Source organism: Streptomyces asiaticus, assembly GCF_018138715.1.
GTDB classification, from domain to species: Bacteria; Actinomycetota; Actinomycetes; order Streptomycetales; family Streptomycetaceae; genus Streptomyces; species Streptomyces asiaticus.
In genome coordinates, this window is the sequence record NZ_JAGSHX010000006.1 from 5,855,674 (window position 1) to 5,871,647 (window position 15,974).

Annotated in this window: 20 protein-coding genes and 1 pseudogene; 8 read left to right on the forward strand and 13 right to left on the reverse strand. The window is 70.2% G+C overall.

What is annotated here, in order from left to right:
- Window positions 1-36 precede the first annotated feature (36 nt).
- The 3 genes from KHP12_RS32535 to KHP12_RS32545 form a co-directional block, all read right to left on the reverse strand.
- Entirely contained in the window at window positions 37-312 is a 276-nt protein-coding gene (locus KHP12_RS32535; protein ID WP_086879983.1) for a hypothetical protein, read from the reverse strand.
- Window positions 309-668, reverse strand: a complete 360-nt coding sequence (locus KHP12_RS32540) for a hypothetical protein (RefSeq protein WP_086879982.1) — start codon at window positions 666-668, stop codon at window positions 309-311. The genes KHP12_RS32535 and KHP12_RS32540 overlap by 4 nt, the downstream gene beginning before the upstream one ends.
- A gap of 62 nt (window positions 669-730) precedes the next feature.
- Window positions 731-1,168, reverse strand: a complete 438-nt coding sequence (locus tag KHP12_RS32545) for an ATP-binding protein (protein ID WP_086879981.1) — start codon at window positions 1,166-1,168, stop codon at window positions 731-733.
- A 157-nt stretch (window positions 1,169-1,325) separates the two neighbouring features.
- Here KHP12_RS32545 and KHP12_RS32550 point away from each other — a divergent pair, with 157 nt between their 5' ends.
- The 3 genes from KHP12_RS32550 (at window position 1,326) to KHP12_RS32560 (ending at window position 3,120) form a co-directional block, all read left to right on the forward strand.
- Window positions 1,326-2,216 carry a helix-turn-helix domain-containing protein gene (locus KHP12_RS32550; protein WP_086879980.1) on the forward strand — a complete coding sequence of 297 codons (891 nt, stop codon included), beginning with the start codon at window positions 1,326-1,328 and terminating at the stop codon, window positions 2,214-2,216.
- A gap of 12 nt (window positions 2,217-2,228) precedes the next feature.
- Entirely contained in the window at window positions 2,229-2,435 is a 207-nt protein-coding gene (locus tag KHP12_RS32555) for a DUF397 domain-containing protein (RefSeq protein WP_086879979.1), read from the forward strand.
- Between the two features lie 166 nt (window positions 2,436-2,601).
- Window positions 2,602-3,120, forward strand: coding sequence for a hypothetical protein (locus KHP12_RS32560; protein WP_208652851.1), 519 nt, complete (start codon window positions 2,602-2,604; stop codon window positions 3,118-3,120).
- A gap of 3 nt (window positions 3,121-3,123) precedes the next feature.
- Here the strand turns inward: KHP12_RS32560 and KHP12_RS32565 are convergent, their stop codons facing one another.
- From KHP12_RS32565 to KHP12_RS32585, 5 genes are read right to left on the reverse strand one after another with little or no spacing between them, the layout of a single operon-like run.
- The gene (locus tag KHP12_RS32565; RefSeq protein WP_372455243.1) at window positions 3,124-4,161 is read right to left on the reverse strand and encodes an ABC transporter ATP-binding protein; all 1,038 of its coding nucleotides are present in this window, start codon (window positions 4,159-4,161) and stop codon (window positions 3,124-3,126) included.
- Entirely contained in the window at window positions 4,154-5,152 is a 999-nt protein-coding gene (locus tag KHP12_RS32570; protein ID WP_086879977.1) for an ABC transporter ATP-binding protein, read from the reverse strand. The genes KHP12_RS32565 and KHP12_RS32570 overlap by 8 nt, the downstream gene beginning before the upstream one ends.
- A 2-nt stretch (window positions 5,153-5,154) precedes the next feature.
- The gene (locus KHP12_RS32575) at window positions 5,155-6,210 is read right to left on the reverse strand and encodes an ABC transporter permease (protein ID WP_086879976.1); all 1,056 of its coding nucleotides are present in this window, start codon (window positions 6,208-6,210) and stop codon (window positions 5,155-5,157) included.
- Entirely contained in the window at window positions 6,203-7,126 is a 924-nt protein-coding gene (locus tag KHP12_RS32580) for an ABC transporter permease (protein ID WP_086879975.1), read from the reverse strand. Before KHP12_RS32580 ends, KHP12_RS32575 begins: the two co-directional genes overlap by 8 nt.
- Before the next feature lie 3 nt (window positions 7,127-7,129).
- Window positions 7,130-8,698 carry a peptide ABC transporter substrate-binding protein gene (locus KHP12_RS32585; protein ID WP_086879994.1) on the reverse strand — a complete coding sequence of 523 codons (1,569 nt, stop codon included), beginning with the start codon at window positions 8,696-8,698 and terminating at the stop codon, window positions 7,130-7,132.
- A gap of 462 nt (window positions 8,699-9,160) precedes the next feature.
- Here KHP12_RS32585 and KHP12_RS32590 point away from each other — a divergent pair, with 462 nt between their 5' ends.
- On the forward strand, window positions 9,161-10,285 hold the full coding sequence (locus tag KHP12_RS32590; protein WP_086879974.1) for an epoxide hydrolase family protein: 1,125 nt from the start codon (window positions 9,161-9,163) through the stop codon (window positions 10,283-10,285).
- 61 nt (window positions 10,286-10,346) lie between these two features.
- On the opposite strand, the gene KHP12_RS32595 is transcribed toward KHP12_RS32590, so the two are convergent.
- Window positions 10,347-10,892 (reverse strand): TetR/AcrR family transcriptional regulator, encoded by a 546-nt coding sequence (locus tag KHP12_RS32595; RefSeq protein ID WP_086879973.1) that lies wholly within the window; start codon window positions 10,890-10,892, stop codon window positions 10,347-10,349.
- Window positions 10,893-11,015: 123 nt separating this feature from the next.
- Here KHP12_RS32595 and KHP12_RS32600 point away from each other — a divergent pair, with 123 nt between their 5' ends.
- Window positions 11,016-12,029, forward strand: a complete 1,014-nt coding sequence (locus tag KHP12_RS32600; RefSeq protein ID WP_210609801.1) for an NADP-dependent oxidoreductase — start codon at window positions 11,016-11,018, stop codon at window positions 12,027-12,029.
- Between the two features lie 117 nt (window positions 12,030-12,146).
- Window positions 12,147-12,344, forward strand: a complete 198-nt coding sequence (locus KHP12_RS32605; protein ID WP_086885399.1) for a hypothetical protein — start codon at window positions 12,147-12,149, stop codon at window positions 12,342-12,344.
- Window positions 12,345-12,411: 67 nt separating this feature from the next.
- Here the strand turns inward: KHP12_RS32605 and KHP12_RS32610 are convergent, their stop codons facing one another.
- Window positions 12,412-12,603, reverse strand: coding sequence for a hypothetical protein (locus KHP12_RS32610; RefSeq protein ID WP_210609803.1), 192 nt, complete (start codon window positions 12,601-12,603; stop codon window positions 12,412-12,414).
- A 115-nt stretch (window positions 12,604-12,718) separates the two neighbouring features.
- On the opposite strand from KHP12_RS32610, the gene KHP12_RS32615 reads away from it, so the two are divergent.
- On the forward strand, window positions 12,719-13,390 hold the full coding sequence (locus KHP12_RS32615; RefSeq protein ID WP_210609805.1) for a M15 family metallopeptidase: 672 nt from the start codon (window positions 12,719-12,721) through the stop codon (window positions 13,388-13,390).
- Window positions 13,391-13,434: 44 nt separating this feature from the next.
- On the opposite strand, the gene KHP12_RS53480 is transcribed toward KHP12_RS32615, so the two are convergent.
- The 3 genes and pseudogenes from KHP12_RS53480 to KHP12_RS51460 all read right to left on the reverse strand — a co-directional run bounded on the left by KHP12_RS53480 (window position 13,435) and on the right by KHP12_RS51460 (window position 14,962).
- The gene (locus tag KHP12_RS53480; RefSeq protein WP_372455318.1) at window positions 13,435-13,803 is read right to left on the reverse strand and encodes a cytochrome P450; all 369 of its coding nucleotides are present in this window, start codon (window positions 13,801-13,803) and stop codon (window positions 13,435-13,437) included.
- A gap of 16 nt (window positions 13,804-13,819) precedes the next feature.
- A pseudogene (locus KHP12_RS51455) lies at window positions 13,820-14,755 on the reverse strand (cytochrome P450); the annotation flags it as partial.
- A 78-nt stretch (window positions 14,756-14,833) separates the two neighbouring features.
- Window positions 14,834-14,962 carry a cittilin family RiPP precursor gene (locus KHP12_RS51460; RefSeq protein ID WP_218053458.1) on the reverse strand — a complete coding sequence of 43 codons (129 nt, stop codon included), beginning with the start codon at window positions 14,960-14,962 and terminating at the stop codon, window positions 14,834-14,836.
- Between the two features lie 175 nt (window positions 14,963-15,137).
- Between KHP12_RS51460 and KHP12_RS32630 the strand changes: the two genes are divergently transcribed.
- Window positions 15,138-15,956, forward strand: coding sequence for a GNAT family N-acetyltransferase (locus tag KHP12_RS32630; RefSeq protein WP_167442439.1), 819 nt, complete (start codon window positions 15,138-15,140; stop codon window positions 15,954-15,956).
- Window positions 15,957-15,974: the final 18 nt, after the last annotated feature.

The window sequence follows — 15,974 nt, forward strand, 5'->3', positions numbered from 1 at the left end:
CGTGAATAGCACGGTCCGGGCGGCCCTCCTCGTCGTTCAGGATCCGTCTGACTCGGGCCAATGCTGTACCCGGACGATGAAGACGGTGGTGAAGCGACGATGCTCCTGATACCAGACGATCAGTCGACCCTCTGCATGGTCGAGTAATCGGGACACCCCGGACTCATGGATCGGCGGGTCGCCGAGGTACTTGACGGCGGCGGCGTCGGCCAGCCGCTGGGCGAGCCGCTCCACGTCGTGCTTGATCTGCGGATTCAGACCCCCGACCACGTTCTCGGCATCGGGTAGGTATTCCCAGGTCCAATCGCTCACGCTGCGACCTCGCGACGCGCGGCGTCCAACAGCAGTCCGATCTCGGCTGAGGCCCGCCGGGCGTCCTCGATGTTGGGCGCCTCGGCGACGGCCGCCTCCAACTCGTGGAGCCGTCGGGCCCGCCCGGGATAGCGCCGCAGAGCCACGAACACGCCCCAGCGGTGGAGGAAGGTGTGCATGGGGACGGTGCTGTCGGTCTGCACCGCCTCCTGCCACGCGCTGTGGAACTCTTCCTCGAACCGGACAGCCGCGCTGAGGTCCAGGGAGCGCACGGCGACCCGCAGCGCCTGTTCGGTCAGCGGCGGCATGGGGAACAGCGGCTCGTCGTGGGAGTCCTCTATGGGCTGTGTGCTCACGGCGCTGTCTCCTCCGATGTGCCGTAGGTCGTCCACGTAGGGTGATCGCTTCAGGCCAGCGTTCATCCAGTTTGCCCCATCACGGATGGCGGCGGGGCCAGCGTGAACCAAACAGCTTTGCCGGATACGCCTGCGTCCTTGTCGGTGTAGTCGTGCACGCCCCAGGCGGCGGAGCACGATTCGACGAGCGTGAGCCCGCGCCCGCTCTCGTCCTCGACGTTCGCCGTCACCGGTTGCGGCAGCCCGCAGCCGGAGTCCCATACGGTGACCCGGAAGTCGGACGGCGACGGCTCCCAGTCCATGCTGACGTACGCGTCGGTGGTGGTGTTCCGGTACGCGTTGGTGACCAGCTCCGACACGAGCAGCTCGGCCGTGTCCACGATGCAGTCGAGCCGCGCCGCCCTGAGGATGTGACGGATGGTGGCCCGTACGACGCTCACGGCGCGTGGGTCGTGGGGGATGAACAGGCCGTAGGACCAGGGCTCTTCGGGCGTGCGCATGGGGCAGCCTCCGGTTGAGTGCCTATTGTGACTGGCGCCATACGTAAGGTAGCGATACGGCGCGTATATATTCAACCCGTGGGGGCGTGGTGAAGTTACGGAGTGGACGCGTGTGCGTGCGCCGCGCAACACTCGCCGAACGAGAGAGGGGAACCGCATGGGGCTCAGGGGCGATCCCACGTACCGGCAGCGTCGATTCGGCATCGAGGTGCGCAGGCTGCGGGAGGCGGCGGGGCTTACTGTGGGCGAGGCGGCCCAAGTGGTGGGGATGCGTCAGCCGCACTTCAGCAACGTCGAGGCGGGCCGCACTGGCCTATCGGCCGAACGCCTCCAGAAGCTGTCCCAAGCACTGAGTGGTACGTATACGTATCCCGTTGATGCCCTGCTGGCCCTGGGGCAGGAATCCGGGAAGGGATGGTGGAGCGACTACCGCACGACCCTCGGTGTGACTCACCTCGACTTGGCAGAGCTGGAGGCCGGAGCCGTTGCCCTGCGCAACTACGAGCTGCTGTTCATTCCGGGGCTGCTCCAGACCAGCGACTACGCAACCGCTGTGCACAGCGGCGGCTTTTCGCCGACCGTAAGCGAAGTGCGCGACTCGGCTGTGGAATTCAGGATGCGGCGTCAGAAGGTCCTGTCGGGCGAGCGGCCTCCTCGTTTCCACGCGATCATCCATGAGGCGGCGTTGCGCGTTCTCTACGGAGGGCGTGCGGTGATGCGTGACCAGCTTCTGCGGCTGATCGAGGTGTCGCGCTTGCCGAACGTCACGATCCAGGTCGTCCCGATCGACAACGAGGGAAGCGCGGCCTTCAGCCACCCGTTCATGGTGATCGACCCAGGCGTGATGGAATTGGGCACGGTGCTCGTCGACCAGGTGGGCAAGGCGCAGTTCCTCGACGAGCGCCAAGCGCTGGCCGAGTATGGGGAGTCGTTCGAGAGATTGAGTGAACTGGCCCTGCCTCCGGTCGATGCTGAGTCTGTGCCGGAGGCTCGTACGGCGAAGGATTCCCTCGGGCTCATCCAGCACATCCTCTACCCGCTTCTCTAAGGAGAGAGCTGCATGTCCTCGCTTCCGTGGCGGAAGTCCAGCTTCAGCACGGGCGACGCCCCCAACTGCGTCGAACTCGCCGCCGACTCCGTCGGCACCCCGCACCTCCGCGAGAGCGACGACCCGGAGGTCGTCATATCCACGACCCCCGCCGCGCTCCGCGCGTTCCTGCGGGCCGCGAAGGCGGGGGCATTGGACCGCCCTTCCCAAAGTACTTGATCTGGCGCAACTAATTTGTCAAACGATTTCCAGAGGGGTACCCCACCCCCGGCAACCCGGAGCCGGTCCGGCGGTCCGGCGACGGTCTCGGCCCCCACCCCCGACCCATGCTCAAATGCGCCGAAGGCGCGAGACGGCGCCGCGCCGCGCCTCGTAGGGTCGTGGCATGACTGCCCCTCACTCACCGGTCTATGAGGCGTTCTACACCCGCACCCCTTTCCAGCTCTTGACGAGCGCTGGGTGGAAGCGACGGGTCGCCTTCCGGGCCGATGAGTCCGGTGTCACCCTGGGCGGCGCCGCATTGCGATACCGCCGGTTCCTGGCCGTCGTTCCATGGCGGGACATCGAAGCCGTCGTGGTGTGGGCCAGGCAAAGCCGCACGGAGAAGCCGGAATGGTACGTAAGTCTGAAGCTGTGGCCGGGCGTTCCCGCCCCTCCCGGCCCCAACCGGAAGCTCACCCAGCAGTTCGCCGCGGGTTTCGCACCGCACATCGAGTACGAGGTCGTCAGGAATTGCCGGCGCATCATGCTCTGGAAGGTCGATCGGGCCCGGCTCGCCGTCGCCGTGCAGGCGTTCGCGCCTGAAGTGCGACTGCTTTTCCCTCCGGTGTACCAGGTGCCCCAGGGGCCGGGCTCGAACCTGGGGAACGACTCCGGCGGGAGCATATTCGACATCTTGCCCTGAACGTCATGCCCTGACCTCCGCGCGCTCCTCCGCGAAGTGGCACGCCGAGGCGTGGGCGGCCGGGCCCGCCAGGCTCGACGGCACCGCCAGCGCCGGAACCTCCACCGCGCAGCGGTCCTGGGCCTTCCAGCAGCGGGTGCGGAAGCGGCAGCCGGAGGGCGGGTTGGCGGGAGAGGGGACGTCGCCCGTCAGGAGGATGCGGGTCCGGGCCCCGCGCGGTTCCGGGTCCGGGACCGGGACGGCCGACAGCAGGGCCTGGGTGTAGGGGTGCGTGGGGTGGTCGTAGATCTCGGGGCCGGTGCCCGTCTCGGCGAAGCGGCCCAGGTACATCACGGCCACCCGGTCGGAGATATGCCGGACCACCGACAGATCGTGCGCGATGAAGACGTAGGAGAGGTTGAACTCGTCCTGTAGGGACTCCATCAGGTTGACCACCTGTGCCTGGACGGAGACGTCCAGCGCCGAGACCGGTTCGTCCGCGACGATGATCTCCGGTCGTAGCGCCAGACCCCGCGCGATGCCGATGCGCTGGCGCTGGCCGCCGGAGAACTGGTGCGGATAGCGGTTGATGTGCTCGGGGTTCAACCCCACCACGTCCAGGAGTTCCTGGACCGCCCGTCGCCGGTCGCCCTTCGGGGCCGCCTCGGGGTGGATCTCGAAGGGCTCCCCGATGATGTCGCCCACCGTCATCCGGGGGTTGAGCGAGGTGTACGGGTCCTGGAAGACCATCTGGATGTTGCGGCGGACGGCCCGCAGCGCGCGGCCCGACAGCCGGGCGATGTCCTCGCCCCGGTAGTGGATCGTCCCGGCGGTCGGCCGTTCCAGGCTGACCAGCAGCTTGGCGACGGTGGACTTGCCGCAGCCGGACTCGCCGACGATGCCGAGGGTCTCCCCGCGCCGCAGGGCGAACGAGACCGTGTCGACCGCCCGTACCGCGCCGGTCTGGCGCTTCACCAGCACCCCCCGCGTCAGCGGATAGTGCTTGGCCAGGTCGCGGACCTCCAAGACCGGCCCATCCGGCTCGGGCATGTGCTCAGGCATGCAGCTCCTCCTTCCAGAAGTGGCAGGCGCTGGTCCGTCCGTCGGCCCCGGCGTCCTCCGCCACCTCGTACAGCGGTGGCCGTTCGACGCGGCAGACCTCCTGGGCGCGCGGGCAGCGGGGGTGGAAGGGGCAGCCGGGCGGCAGGGCGAGCGGACTGGGCGGCGCGCCCTTGATCGCGTAGAGCCGCTCGCCCCGATGGTCCACGCGCGGCACGGAGTCCAGCAGGCCACGGGTGTACGGGTGGGCGGGGCGGCGGTAGAGGTCGCGTACCGGCGCGGTCTCCACGATCCGGCCCGCGTACATCACGGCGATGGTGTCGGCCACGTCCGCGACCACGCCCAGGTCATGGGTGATGAGGACCAGCCCCATCGCGTACTCCCGGCGCAACTCCGCGAGCACCTCCATGACCTGGGCCTGAACGGTCACGTCCAGCGCGGTCGTCGGCTCGTCGGCGATGATCAGGTCCGGCTCCAGCGCCATCGCCATGGCGATCATGATGCGCTGGCGCATCCCGCCGGAGAACTGATGCGGATAGTCCCCGGCCCGCTGCCCCGCCGCCGGGATGCGGACCCGGTCCATCAGCTCGACCGCCCGCCGCCGGGCGTCCTTGCGGGACATCCCCCGGTGCACCTCGTACATCTCCGCGAGCTGGGCGCCCACGGGAAGCACCGGGTTGAGGGCGGAGAGCGCGTCCTGGAAGATCATCGCCATCGCGGCGCCCCGGATCCGGCGGCGCTCCTCCGCGCCCATCGTCAGCAGGTCCCGGCCCTGGAAGAGCACCTGGCCGCCGGTGATCCGGCCGGGCGGGGAGTCGAGGATGCCCATGATCGCCTGGGCGGTCACCGACTTGCCGGAGCCCGACTCGCCGAGCACGGCCAGCGTCCGACCGGCGTCGACGGCGTACGAGACACCGCCGACCGCCTCGGCGATCCCGTCCCGGGTGCGGAATTCCACGCGCAGGTCCCGTACGTCCAGCAGGCGGGCCGCCATGGCTAGCGCAGCTTCGGGTCGAGGGCGTCGCGCACCGCGTCGCCGAGCATGATGAACGCGAGCACCGTGATGGACAGCGCCCCGGCCGGCCACAGCAGCATGTGCGGGGCGTTGCGGATCTGGGTCGCGGCCGAGGAGATGTCGATCCCCCAGGAGACGGTGGGCGGTTTGAGCCCCACGCCGAGGAACGACAGCGTGGCCTCCAGCGAGATGTAGGTGCCCAGCGCGATGGTCGCGACGACGATCACGGGCGCCACGGCGTTGGGCGCGATATGGCGCAGCAGCGTCCGGCCGCTGCTCGCGCCGAGCACCCGCGCCGCCTGGACGTAGTCGTGCTCCTTGACGCTCACCACCGAGCCGCGCGCGATCCGGGAGATCTGCGGCCAGCCCAGCAGCACGATGAAGCCCACCACCGGCCAGACCGAGCCGCTGGTGACCACCGACAGGAAGACCAGCCCGCCCAGCAGGATCGGGATGCCGAAGAAGACATCGGCGATCCGCGAGAGCAGCGCGTCCCACCAGCCGCCGAAGTACCCGGCGAGCCCGCCCAGCACGCTGCCCAGCAGCGCCGCGCCGAGGGTGGCGCAGATGCCCACGGTGATGGAGGCGCGGGCGCCGTAGACCGTGCGGGTGTAGACGTCGCGGCCCTGGAGGTCGTAGCCGAAGGGGTGGCCGGGGGCCGGGCCGTCCTGCGCCATGGCCAGATCGCCGTGGTACGGGTTTCCGCTCGCGATCAGCTGCGGCCAGATCGCGATCACGACGAGGAAGAGGATGATCAGCGCGGAGACGACGAAGATCGGATTGCGGCGCAGATCGTGCCAGGCGTCGGTCCACAGCCCCCGCCCGGTCGGCGCGGCCGGTTCGCCGGAGCGGCGGCCGGGCTCCCCGCGCCAGGGCAGCGGGAGGCGCCAGGGGCCGCGCCGCGCCCCGCCCCTCGGGGCTGGCCCGTCCTTCAGGGTCTGGGGGCCGGAGGCGGGGAGGTCCATCGGACCGCCGCCGCTGCCGGCCGGTGCGATCGCCTCGGTCATGTCGTAGCGCGGGTCAAAGGGCTCAGGCATACCGGATCCTCGGGTCGAGCACGGCGTAGAGGAGGTCGACGAGCAGATTGGCGAGCAGGAAGACGATCACCAGGATGGTCACGAAGCCGACGACGGTCGGCGAGTTCTGGCGCAGGATGCCCTGGTAGAGCTGGTAGCCCACACCGTGGATGTTGAAGATCCGCTCGGTGACGATGGCCCCGCCCATGAGCGCGCCGACGTCCGTGCCGATGAAGGTCACCACCGGGATCAGCGAGTTCCGCAGCAGATGGCGGGTGACGATCCGGTGGCGCGGCAGCCCCTTGGCGACGGCGGTGCGGACGTAGTCGGCGCGGGCGTTCTCCACGATGGAGGTACGGGTGAGGCGGGTGGTGTACGCGAGCGACACCAGCCCCAGCACCACCCCGGGCAGCAGCAGTTCGTTCAGCGGGGCCTCCGGCGAGACCGACGGCCTGGCCCAGCCCCAGCTCACACCGAACAGATACTGGAGCACCGTGCCGCTGACGAAGGTCGGGACCGAGACCACGACCAGGGTGAGCAGCAGCACCGAGGTGTCCAGACCCCGGCCCCGGCGCAACCCGCTGAGGACGCCCAGGGTGATGCCCAGCGCCATCTCGAAGGCGACCGCGACGAGGGTGAGCCGGAGGGTGACCGGGAACGCGCTCGCCATCAGCTCGGTCACCGGCTGCCCGTTGAAGGCCGTACCGAAATGGCCGCTGAAGATCTGCCCCATGTAGTGCGCGTACTGCCGCCACAGCGGCTCATCCAGATAGAGGTCCTTACGGATCCGGGCGGCGGTGGCGGGGTCCGGGGCCTTGTCGCCGAAGAGCGCGGCCACCGGGTCGCCGAGCGCGTACACCATGAAGAAGATCAGGAAGGTGGAGCCGATGAAGACCGGGATCATCTGCAGCAGCCGCCGCAGCGCATAGCGGCCCATGGCTCAGCCGACCCTGATCTGTGAGTAGACCGGCACGCTGAACTGATTGAGCGCCACCTCGCTGAGCCGCCGCGAATAGCCCGCGCTGCCGTTCTGGTACCACAGCGGGATCGCGGGCATCTGCTCGGCGAGGATCTTCTCCGCGTCCCGGAAACCGGCGATGGCCCGGCCGTCGGCGGAGGCGGCGTTGGCCTGGTTCACCAGCCGGTCGAAGCCGGTGTCGCTGAAGTGGCCGTCGTTGGAGGAGGCGCCGGTGTAGTACAGCGGCTGGAGGAAGTTCTGGATCAGCGGGTAGTCCATCTGCCAGCCGGCCCGGAACGGCCCGGTCATCTTCTTCCCCGCCATCTTGTTGCGGTAGTCGGCGAAGGTGCCGACCGGTTTGCCGACACAGGCCCGGTCGTTCCGCAGCACGGTGTTGACGCTGTTGCAGACCGCGTCCACCCAGTCCTTGTGGGAGCCGGTGTCGGCGTTGTACGTGATCGTCATCCGGCCGCCGGGCAGTCCGCCGCCCGCCTTGATCAGCTTGCGCGCCCGGACCGGGTCGTAGCGGCAGGCGTCCCCGCACAGCCCCGGCTGATAGCCGCCCTGGCGGCGCAGGACCGGCGAGGTCCAGTCGGTCGCGGGGGTGCGGGTGCCCTGGAAGATGCGTTCGGTGATCTGCGCGCGGTTGATCGCCATCGAGATGCCCCGGCGGACCTTGGCCCTGGCCGGGCCGCTCCAGACGTGGTCGTACATCGGGAAGGTGAGGGTCTGGATGATCCCGGCGGGCTGGTTGATGTAGCGGTTGCCGAGGTCGGAGCGGACGAATTTCAGCTGCTGCGCCGGGACATCGTCGACCAGATCGAGATTGCCCGCCTGGAGATCGGTGTAGGCGGTGTTGCTGTCCGTGTAGACACGTAGGTCGACGCCTTTGTTACGGGCCTTGTCCGGGCCGAGGTAGCCGTCCCAGGCCCGCAGCTTCATCACCGAACCCTTGGCGTACGACCGCACCTGGTACGGGCCGTTGCCGATGGGCTTCCTCAGCCAGGCGGCGTGGTCCGTGAAGAACGCCCGGGGCAGCGGCACATAGGCGTTGTAGCCCAGAGTCTTGGGCCAGGTGGAGAACTTCTGGGTGAGCCGGACGGTGAAGGTCCGGTCGTTCCTGACCCGCAGCCCGGAGAGGGTCTTGGCGGTGGGGGCGGCGCCGGAGGCGGGGTGGACCTTGTCATAGCCCTCGATGTACTCGAAGAAGTAGGCGTTGCGCTGCTTGTGGTCGATCCGGGCGCCGTAGTTCCAGGCGTTCACGAAGGACGCGGCGGTGACCTTCTCCCCGTTGGCGAACCGCCGGCCCTTCTTGAGGGTGATGGTGTAGTTGCGCTGGTCGGAGCTTTCGATCCGCTCCGCAAGCGCGTTCTTGGCCTCGCCGGTCCTCGGGTCGTAGCGCTTGAGCCCCCGGAAGATCATGTCGAGGACCTTGCCGCCCTGGACGTCATTGGTGTTGGCGGGCTCCAGCGGATTGGGGGGATCGCCCCAGGAGGAGCGGACGACACCGGCGTCGGCGCCGCCGCCTCCTCCGCCGCCGCAGGCGGTCATGGCGGTCGCCGTGGTCGCGGCCGTCACGATCAGGACGACGGCGCGTACGGACTGCCGGGCCCCCAGGGGATGCCAAGCGCGGACGGGGTGCCGGGCACCCGGGGAAGGCCGGGCACGCAGGGGATACGGTGCTCCGCGACGCATGGCGCCTCCCGACGATCCGGTCCAAGATCGGCCTTACGGGGCATCCGGCGGATCTCTCCCCCTCCCCGCGGGCTCCGCCCCCAGACCCCGGGGTCCAGGGGCGAAGCCCCTGGTTTCGGGAAGGGGCGGGGAGGGGAGTGGCCCGCCGCAGGCGGCAAGATCCGTCGATCACCACCTAGGCCCATCTGACATCCGCCGGGGCGGCGGCGCACGTCGATGACCGCTGTCCGGGGTGACGGGGCCGGAGGTGAGGGAAGTAGGTGTGCCACCGGGCGTCGCGGACACTCCCCGTCCGCGACCACCCCTACCGTGCGGCCCATGGAGATCCGTCCCTTCCGCATCGCCGTCCCCGAAGCCGACCTCGACGATCTGCGCCGACGCCTGGCACGCACCCGCTGGCCGGAGCGGCTCCCCGGCGCCGGCTGGTCCGACGGGGCGTCGCTCGACCATGTCCGTGAGCTGGCCGGGTACTGGGCCACCGGGTTCGACTGGCGGGCGCGAGAGGCGCGGCTGAACGCGTTTCCGCAGTTCACGACCGAGATCGACGGGCAGCGGGTGCACTTCCTCCAGGTCCGCTCGCCCGAGCCGGATGCCCTGCCGCTGCTGATCACTCACGGCTGGCCGGGTTCGGTCGCGGAGTTCACCGAGGTCATCGGCCCGCTGACCGATCCGCGCGGACACGGCGGCGACCCGTCCGACGCCTTCCACGTCGTCATCCCGTCCCTCCCCGGCTTCGCCTTCTCCGCCCCGCCCCGCGAGCCCGGCTGGGGCATCCGCCGCATCGCCACCGCGTGGACGGAGCTGATGCGGCGCCTGGGGTACGAGCGCTACGGCACACAGGGCGGCGACTTCGGCTCGCTGATCTCCCCCGAGGTGGCCCGGGTGGCGCCGGCCCGGGTCGTCGGCGTCCATGTCAACGCCCTGGTGACCGCGGGGTCGGCCGACGCGGCTGATCCGGAGGAGCTGACCCCGGCCGAGCGCTCACGCCTCACCGGGCTCGAACGCTGGCACCGCGAGCTCTCCGGCTACGCCGCCATCCAGGGCACCCGCCCCCAGACCCTGTCCTACGGCCTCGCCGACTCGCCCGTCGGCCAACTGGCCTGGAACGTGGACTGGTTCGCCGCCCACGGCGACAAGCCCGAGGCGCTCGACCGTGACGCGGTCCTGACGAACGTCTCCCTGTACTGGTTCACCAACACGGCGGGCCCCTCCGCCCGCCTCTACAAGGAGGCCGCCTCGGCCTGGGGTGCGTCCCCCGAGCGCTCCGGGGTCCCCACCGGCGTCGCGGTCTTCGCGGGCGACACCGCGATCCGCCGCCTCGCCGAGTCATGGCATGCGATCACCCACTGGTCGGAGTTCGAGGCAGGCGGTCACTTCGCGGCGATGGAGGTCCCGGAGCTGCTGGTGGGCGACGTACGGACGTTCTTCCGCGACCTGCGCTGACCTGCGCTGACCTGCGCTGACCTGCCTGGGCTGATCAGGGCGCGACCGGCCCCGGGGAACGTCATTTCGTCAGGATCGCGCTCGCGACAACGTCGAAGAGGTGATCGGCGCGTGGCGCGAGCGAGGGTTGGTCGCCGAGCCATGCGAGCGCCGCGATCAGCGCGAACAGGTCGGTGCCATCGATGTCCGTCCGTGCCATGCCCGCGTCCTGAGCACGGGTGAGCAGCCGCGTGCCGGCCGCGCGGAGGGTGACGCACGAAGCGTGGAGCGCGGATTCGGTGTCCTCGATGGCGGCAGCCATCAGCACGGTCACGCCCCGGTACTCGGTTGTCCAGGCGACGCAGTCGCGTAGCCACGACACCAGCGCGTCCTCGGGCGAGCTCGACGTCTCGAGTTCGCCCGCCCTTGCCGTCAGCTCGTCGAAGCTCGTGTGGAGCAGGGCCTCGAGCAGCACCTCGCGCGTCGGAAAGTGACGGAGCAGCGTCGCGAGCCCCACACCGGCCTTGCGTGCGATGTCGCGCAGCGACGCGTCGACGCCCTGCTCGGCGATGACGGTGCCCGCGACTGCGAGCAGGTGGTCACGGTTCTTCCTGGCGTCGGCCCGCATCTGCCCCTCTTGACTATCCGGCTTGACTATCCGGATCAGTGGTCCATATATTCGGATCAGTGGTACGAATATATGGACCACTGATCCGATCAGCGTATCCCCTGGCAGGGGTAGGAGAAAATGATGTCGACACGCACGATGAGGGCGATCCGGCTGCACGACTTCGGCGGCCCTGAGGTGCTGCGTTATGAGGAGGCGCCGGTCCCCGAACCGGGGCCGGGCGAGGTGCTCGTCCGCGTGCACGCGGTCGGTGTCAACCCTCCCGACTGGTACGCGCGCGAGGGCATGCCCAACGTACCTCCCGAGCTCAAGCCTCCGTTCCATCTCCCCCTGATTCCGGGGACCGACGTCTCGGGCGTCGTGGCAGCCGTCGCCGCCGATGTCACCGGCTTCGCGGCCGGGGACGAGGTGGTCGGCCTGCTGCGCTTCCCCACCGCTCTCCAGGGCGGCGCGTACGCCGAGTACGTCACCGCGCCGGCGTCCGACCTCGCCCGCAAGCCCGCTGCCATCGATCATGTGCACGCGGCCGGCCTGCCCATGTCGGGGTTGACGGCGTGGCAGTTCTTGATCGAGCTCGGGCACGACCATCCCTCGCCGTTCCAGGAGGCCCGGCACCGTCCGGTGGCGCTCGACGGCGAGACCACGGTGCTCATCAACGGCGCCGCCGGTGGTGTGGGGCACCTCGCTCTCCAGCTGGCCAAGTGGAAGGGGGCGCGCGTCATCGCCGTGGCCTCCGGCGCCCATGAGACCTTCCTGCGCGAGCTCGGCGCCGACGAGTTCATCGACTACACCAAGGAGCGGCCCGAGGAGGCCGCCCATGACGTCGATCTCGTCCTGGACACCGTCGGGGGCCCCGACAGCAGGCGCTTCCTGCGCACCCTCAAGCGCGGCGGGTCCCTCTACCCGGTGTACTTCGGCGAGTTCGACGACGAGGAGAACGCGAGGCTGGGCGTCACGGTCACGTCCACCCAGGTCCGCTCGCACGGCGCGCAACTCGCCGAGCTGGGACGCCTGCTCGACGCGGGCACGGTTCGCGTCGCGGTGGACAGCACGTTTGCGCTCGCGGATGCCCGAGCGGCGCACGAACGCGCCGCCCGGGGGCATATCCAAGGCAAGATCGTGCTCACGGTCGCCTAGGAACGAGCCGTTCGGCGGTGCGGCGAAGGCGGAGACATCGCTCCTCGGGAGGGGTCCCGGGCGGTCCCGCGGATGATGGGCCGCCCGTAGCCGAGGTGAACGTAAGGAAGTTCCGCCATGACCCCCGTGCGAGTCGACTGGCTGTCCATCGTGCTCGGCCCCCTCGCCCTCATCGCGCTGGCGTTCGCCTTCTCCGCCCAGCGCTCGGCGGTCAAGCGGGGCGAATCCATGTCCGGCTGGGGCAAGGCCGCGCAGGGCGTGGGGATCACCTTTGTGCTGTTCGTGGCCCTGTCCAACATGATGTGGGGTACGTGAGGTGGTGGCAGCCGGCCGTCAGTCCTGCTGAGCGATCGCACCAGGCGCGCCTGCCGCGCCCCCCGCGTCATGGACGGCAGGACGCCTGCCGCGATCGCCCTGCCGCGCGCTTGGCCGCGCGCTTGGCCGCGCGCTCGGCCGCGCGCTCGGCCGCGCGCGAGAGCCGGGCCGAGACGCTCATGCCCTCGCGGTCCGCCGCTTCCTTGGCGGCGCTCAGGGTCTCGCTCGGCATCGTGATCGTGACACGTTCGAGGCTCATACCGGCGATCATGCAGGCGGACTACCCATTCCCGGTGCCCACGGACGGTGGTTCATCCGGACGAGGGGACGGGCAGATTGTGGGACGGCCCACCGGCGTGTGTGAGGAGAGTCCCATGACCAGCTCGCCCTTTCCGGCGGAACCGCGGATCGTCCTGATCGGTGACCCACGGGTCCGGGCGGTGCCGGTGCGCGAATGCGGTGAACCGCTGGTCGACTGCCGGGGGCGGATGCGCGTGGACGGTCGGCGGGCCGATCCGGCGGGGCACTTCGCGCACCTCCGGGCCGGAGTCGCCGAACGGCTCGAGCGGGCCGAGAAGTCGCTGCCGGATGACTGGCGGTGGTTGCTGGTCGAGGGTTACCGGCCGCCGGCGCTCCAGCGGGAGATCTTCGACGGCTACGCGGCCACGCTGCGGAAGCTCGATCCGGGCGCCGACGAGGAGCGGATCCGGACGGCGGCCAGCCGCTGGTGTGCCCCGGCGGAGACGGCAGGGCACGTCGCCGGGGCGGCGATCGACCTCACCGTGTGCACGCGGGACGGTACGGAGATCGACATGGGCAGCCCGGAGGCCGCGACACCGGAGGAGAGCGGCGGGGCCTGCTACACCCACGCCCCCGGCCTGTCCGCACGGGCCCGCGAGAACCGGGCGCTGATGATCGAGGCGCTGTCCTCGGTCGGCATGGTCAACTACCCCACCGAGTGGTGGCACTGGTCATACGGCGACCGCTACTGGGCCTGGTCCACGGCCGCCCCCACGGCCGTCTACGGTCCCGTCCCGGAGCCCTGACGGGCCGCGAGCCCGGCGGCCGGGTCACCCCCGGCGGGCCGGGGTCACCAGGGGCGCGGGACCACCTCGGCGCCGACCGGCTGGAGGGCGAGGGCCGGGCGGGGGTGGATGTGGTCCGGGGTGGTCAGCTCCAGCCGGAAGCGGCGCCAGATGTCGGCCACCAGGTGGACCGTCTCGGTGGTGGCCACGGCGGCTCCCACACAGACGCGGGGGCCGAGCCCGAACGGGAAGTACGAGCCGCGGGGCACCGAGGAGGGGCCGCCGCCCAGCCAGCGTTCGGGGCGGAACGCCTCGGCCTCCTCCCAGAAGCGCGGATCGCGGTGGGCCACCCACTGGCTGACGGTGACGGTGGTCCCGGCGGGGATGAGATAGCCGCCGAAGTCGAGGTCCTGCCGCGCGTCCCGGCTGGTCAGCCAGACCGGGGGGGTAGAGGCGCAGCGCCTCGCGGACGACGGCGTGGGTGTAGGGCAGGGCCTCCATCCGGGAGAGCCCGGCGGGGGTGGTGGCGAAGGCGGCGTCGGCCTCGGCCCGGACCCGCTCGGCGATCCGGGGGTGCCGGGCCAGCAGGACGCTCGTCCAGACCACCGCGTCATTGGTGGTCTCGAAACCCGCCATGATCAAGGTGGCCAGCTCGTCCCGGAGCTCCTCCGGTGAGGGGGCGGGGGTGCCGTGGACGAGGGCGTGCAGCACGGGGGCGCGCTCCGGGTCGTTCGCGGCGGGGGAGGCGGCCAGGGCGCGCAGGGTGCGGTCGATCCGGGCCATCGAGCGGCGGATGCGCAGCTTGCGCGGGGTCGGCACCCACTCGGGCAGCAGGACCGGCGAGGTCGACAGGTCCATGATGGGCGCCACCAGCCGGGCCACTTCGGCGGTGTCCCGGTCGCTGAACTCGTCCCCGAACATCAGCTGGGTGACCAGCCGCAGGGTCACCACGGCGATGTCGTCCTGGAGCGTACGGGCCTGGCCGGGCCGCCAGGTGCGCAGCAGCTTCTCGCCCTGGGCGTCGACAATTTCGGCCGCCCTGGTGGACAGCGACCGCCCGAACGCCGGTTGCAGCCGGTGCCGTTTGGCCTTCCACCGGTCGCCGTCGCTGTTCATGGTGGAGTGCGGGAAGCCCTGCCGCCGTGAGCCGCGCCGGGTGTCCGCGCTGGCCTTGGAGAACAGGGAGTCCCGGTCGACCAGCATCTTCTCCACGTCGCCGGGGTCGGTCAGCAGGACGTTGTTCTCACCGAGCCGGACCACGTCGCCGTAGCGGCGCGAACAGTCGGTCAGGAAGCCCAGCGGATCGGAGGAGAAGGCGTGCAGATTGCCGAGGTACTTGTCCCCGGAGGGGCCCGGCAGGTCGGTGCGGTAAGGAGCGGCGGTCATGGACGTCCCCTCGGATCGTGGCCGACGGCGGTGGCCACGGCATCGCGCCGCGGCCACCGCCCGCTCATCCGCGCCGGTTTAGTAGTACGAGTACGGCAGCGTGAGACGGTCCTTACGAGTGAGCCGGGCGAAGAGCGCTCCGGTGAGGATCAGCTTGCGCATGGCGAACACCTCCCTCTCGTTGGGGGCCGGACGCAGTGGGATCACTGTTCCGGCATGCGCTAGACAGTAAATATCCGGCGCAGAACTATCAAGAGTTGACATTTTCCATCAGAAGGTAGTGGATCGCTTAATTCCTTTTACCCGGTGGGTTACCCGTGTTATCCGTGTTGACCAGTTATCGAAAGCCGTGTCATTGTGCGAGTTCGCTTATGATCGCGACGTGTCGCAGAACGACCCACGGAACGCCCCGCGGAACGACCCGTCGAACGACCTTCAGCGCATCATCGACTTCCGGATCTCCTTCGCCCGCCGACAGGCCGGTGAAGTGCGGGAGGTGCCGGGCGGTTTCCTGGTGCTGCACCGGCAGTACGAACGCTCCCATGAGCACAATCAGCTCCATATCACCGGGCCCGCCGACCCCGAGGGGCTGCCCGAGCTCGCCGATGAGGTCATGGCCTTCCTGCCGCACCGCCGGATCACGGTCCATGACGAGGCCCTGGGCCTGATCTCCGTGCCCGCGCTCGAACAGGCCGGATACACCCATGTCACCGAGGTGCTGATGGTCCACACCGGGCCGGTGCCGGAGGCCGGGGCGGCCGATGTGGTGGAGCGGGAGCTGGGGCCGGATCCGCACGGGCTGCTGCGGCGGGCGGTGACGGCGCAGCAGTGGCGGTGGATGCCGGACGCGGACGAGAAGACCGTGCACGACCTGGTGGAGCGGCGCACCGCCCGGCGGGCCGGGGCCGAGGAGGTGCTCTTCCTCGCCGCCCACGACGACAGCGGCGAGATCGTCTCCTGGGCCGATCTGTATCTGGAGCCCGCCGCCGGGGTCGCCCAGATCGAGGAGGTGGCGACCGCCGAGCCGTATCTGCGCCGCGGCTACGCCGACTCCGTCCTGGCCGGCGCGCTGCGCCGCGCGGCCGCCGCGGGGTGCGCGCTGCGGTTCCTCGTCGCCGACCAGGACGACTGGCCGCTGCGCTGGTACGGCCGTCGCGGGTTCCGCGCCGTCGGGCGGGTGCACTCCTTCTCGCGGTTCTGACGGCGGACTCGGTTCTGA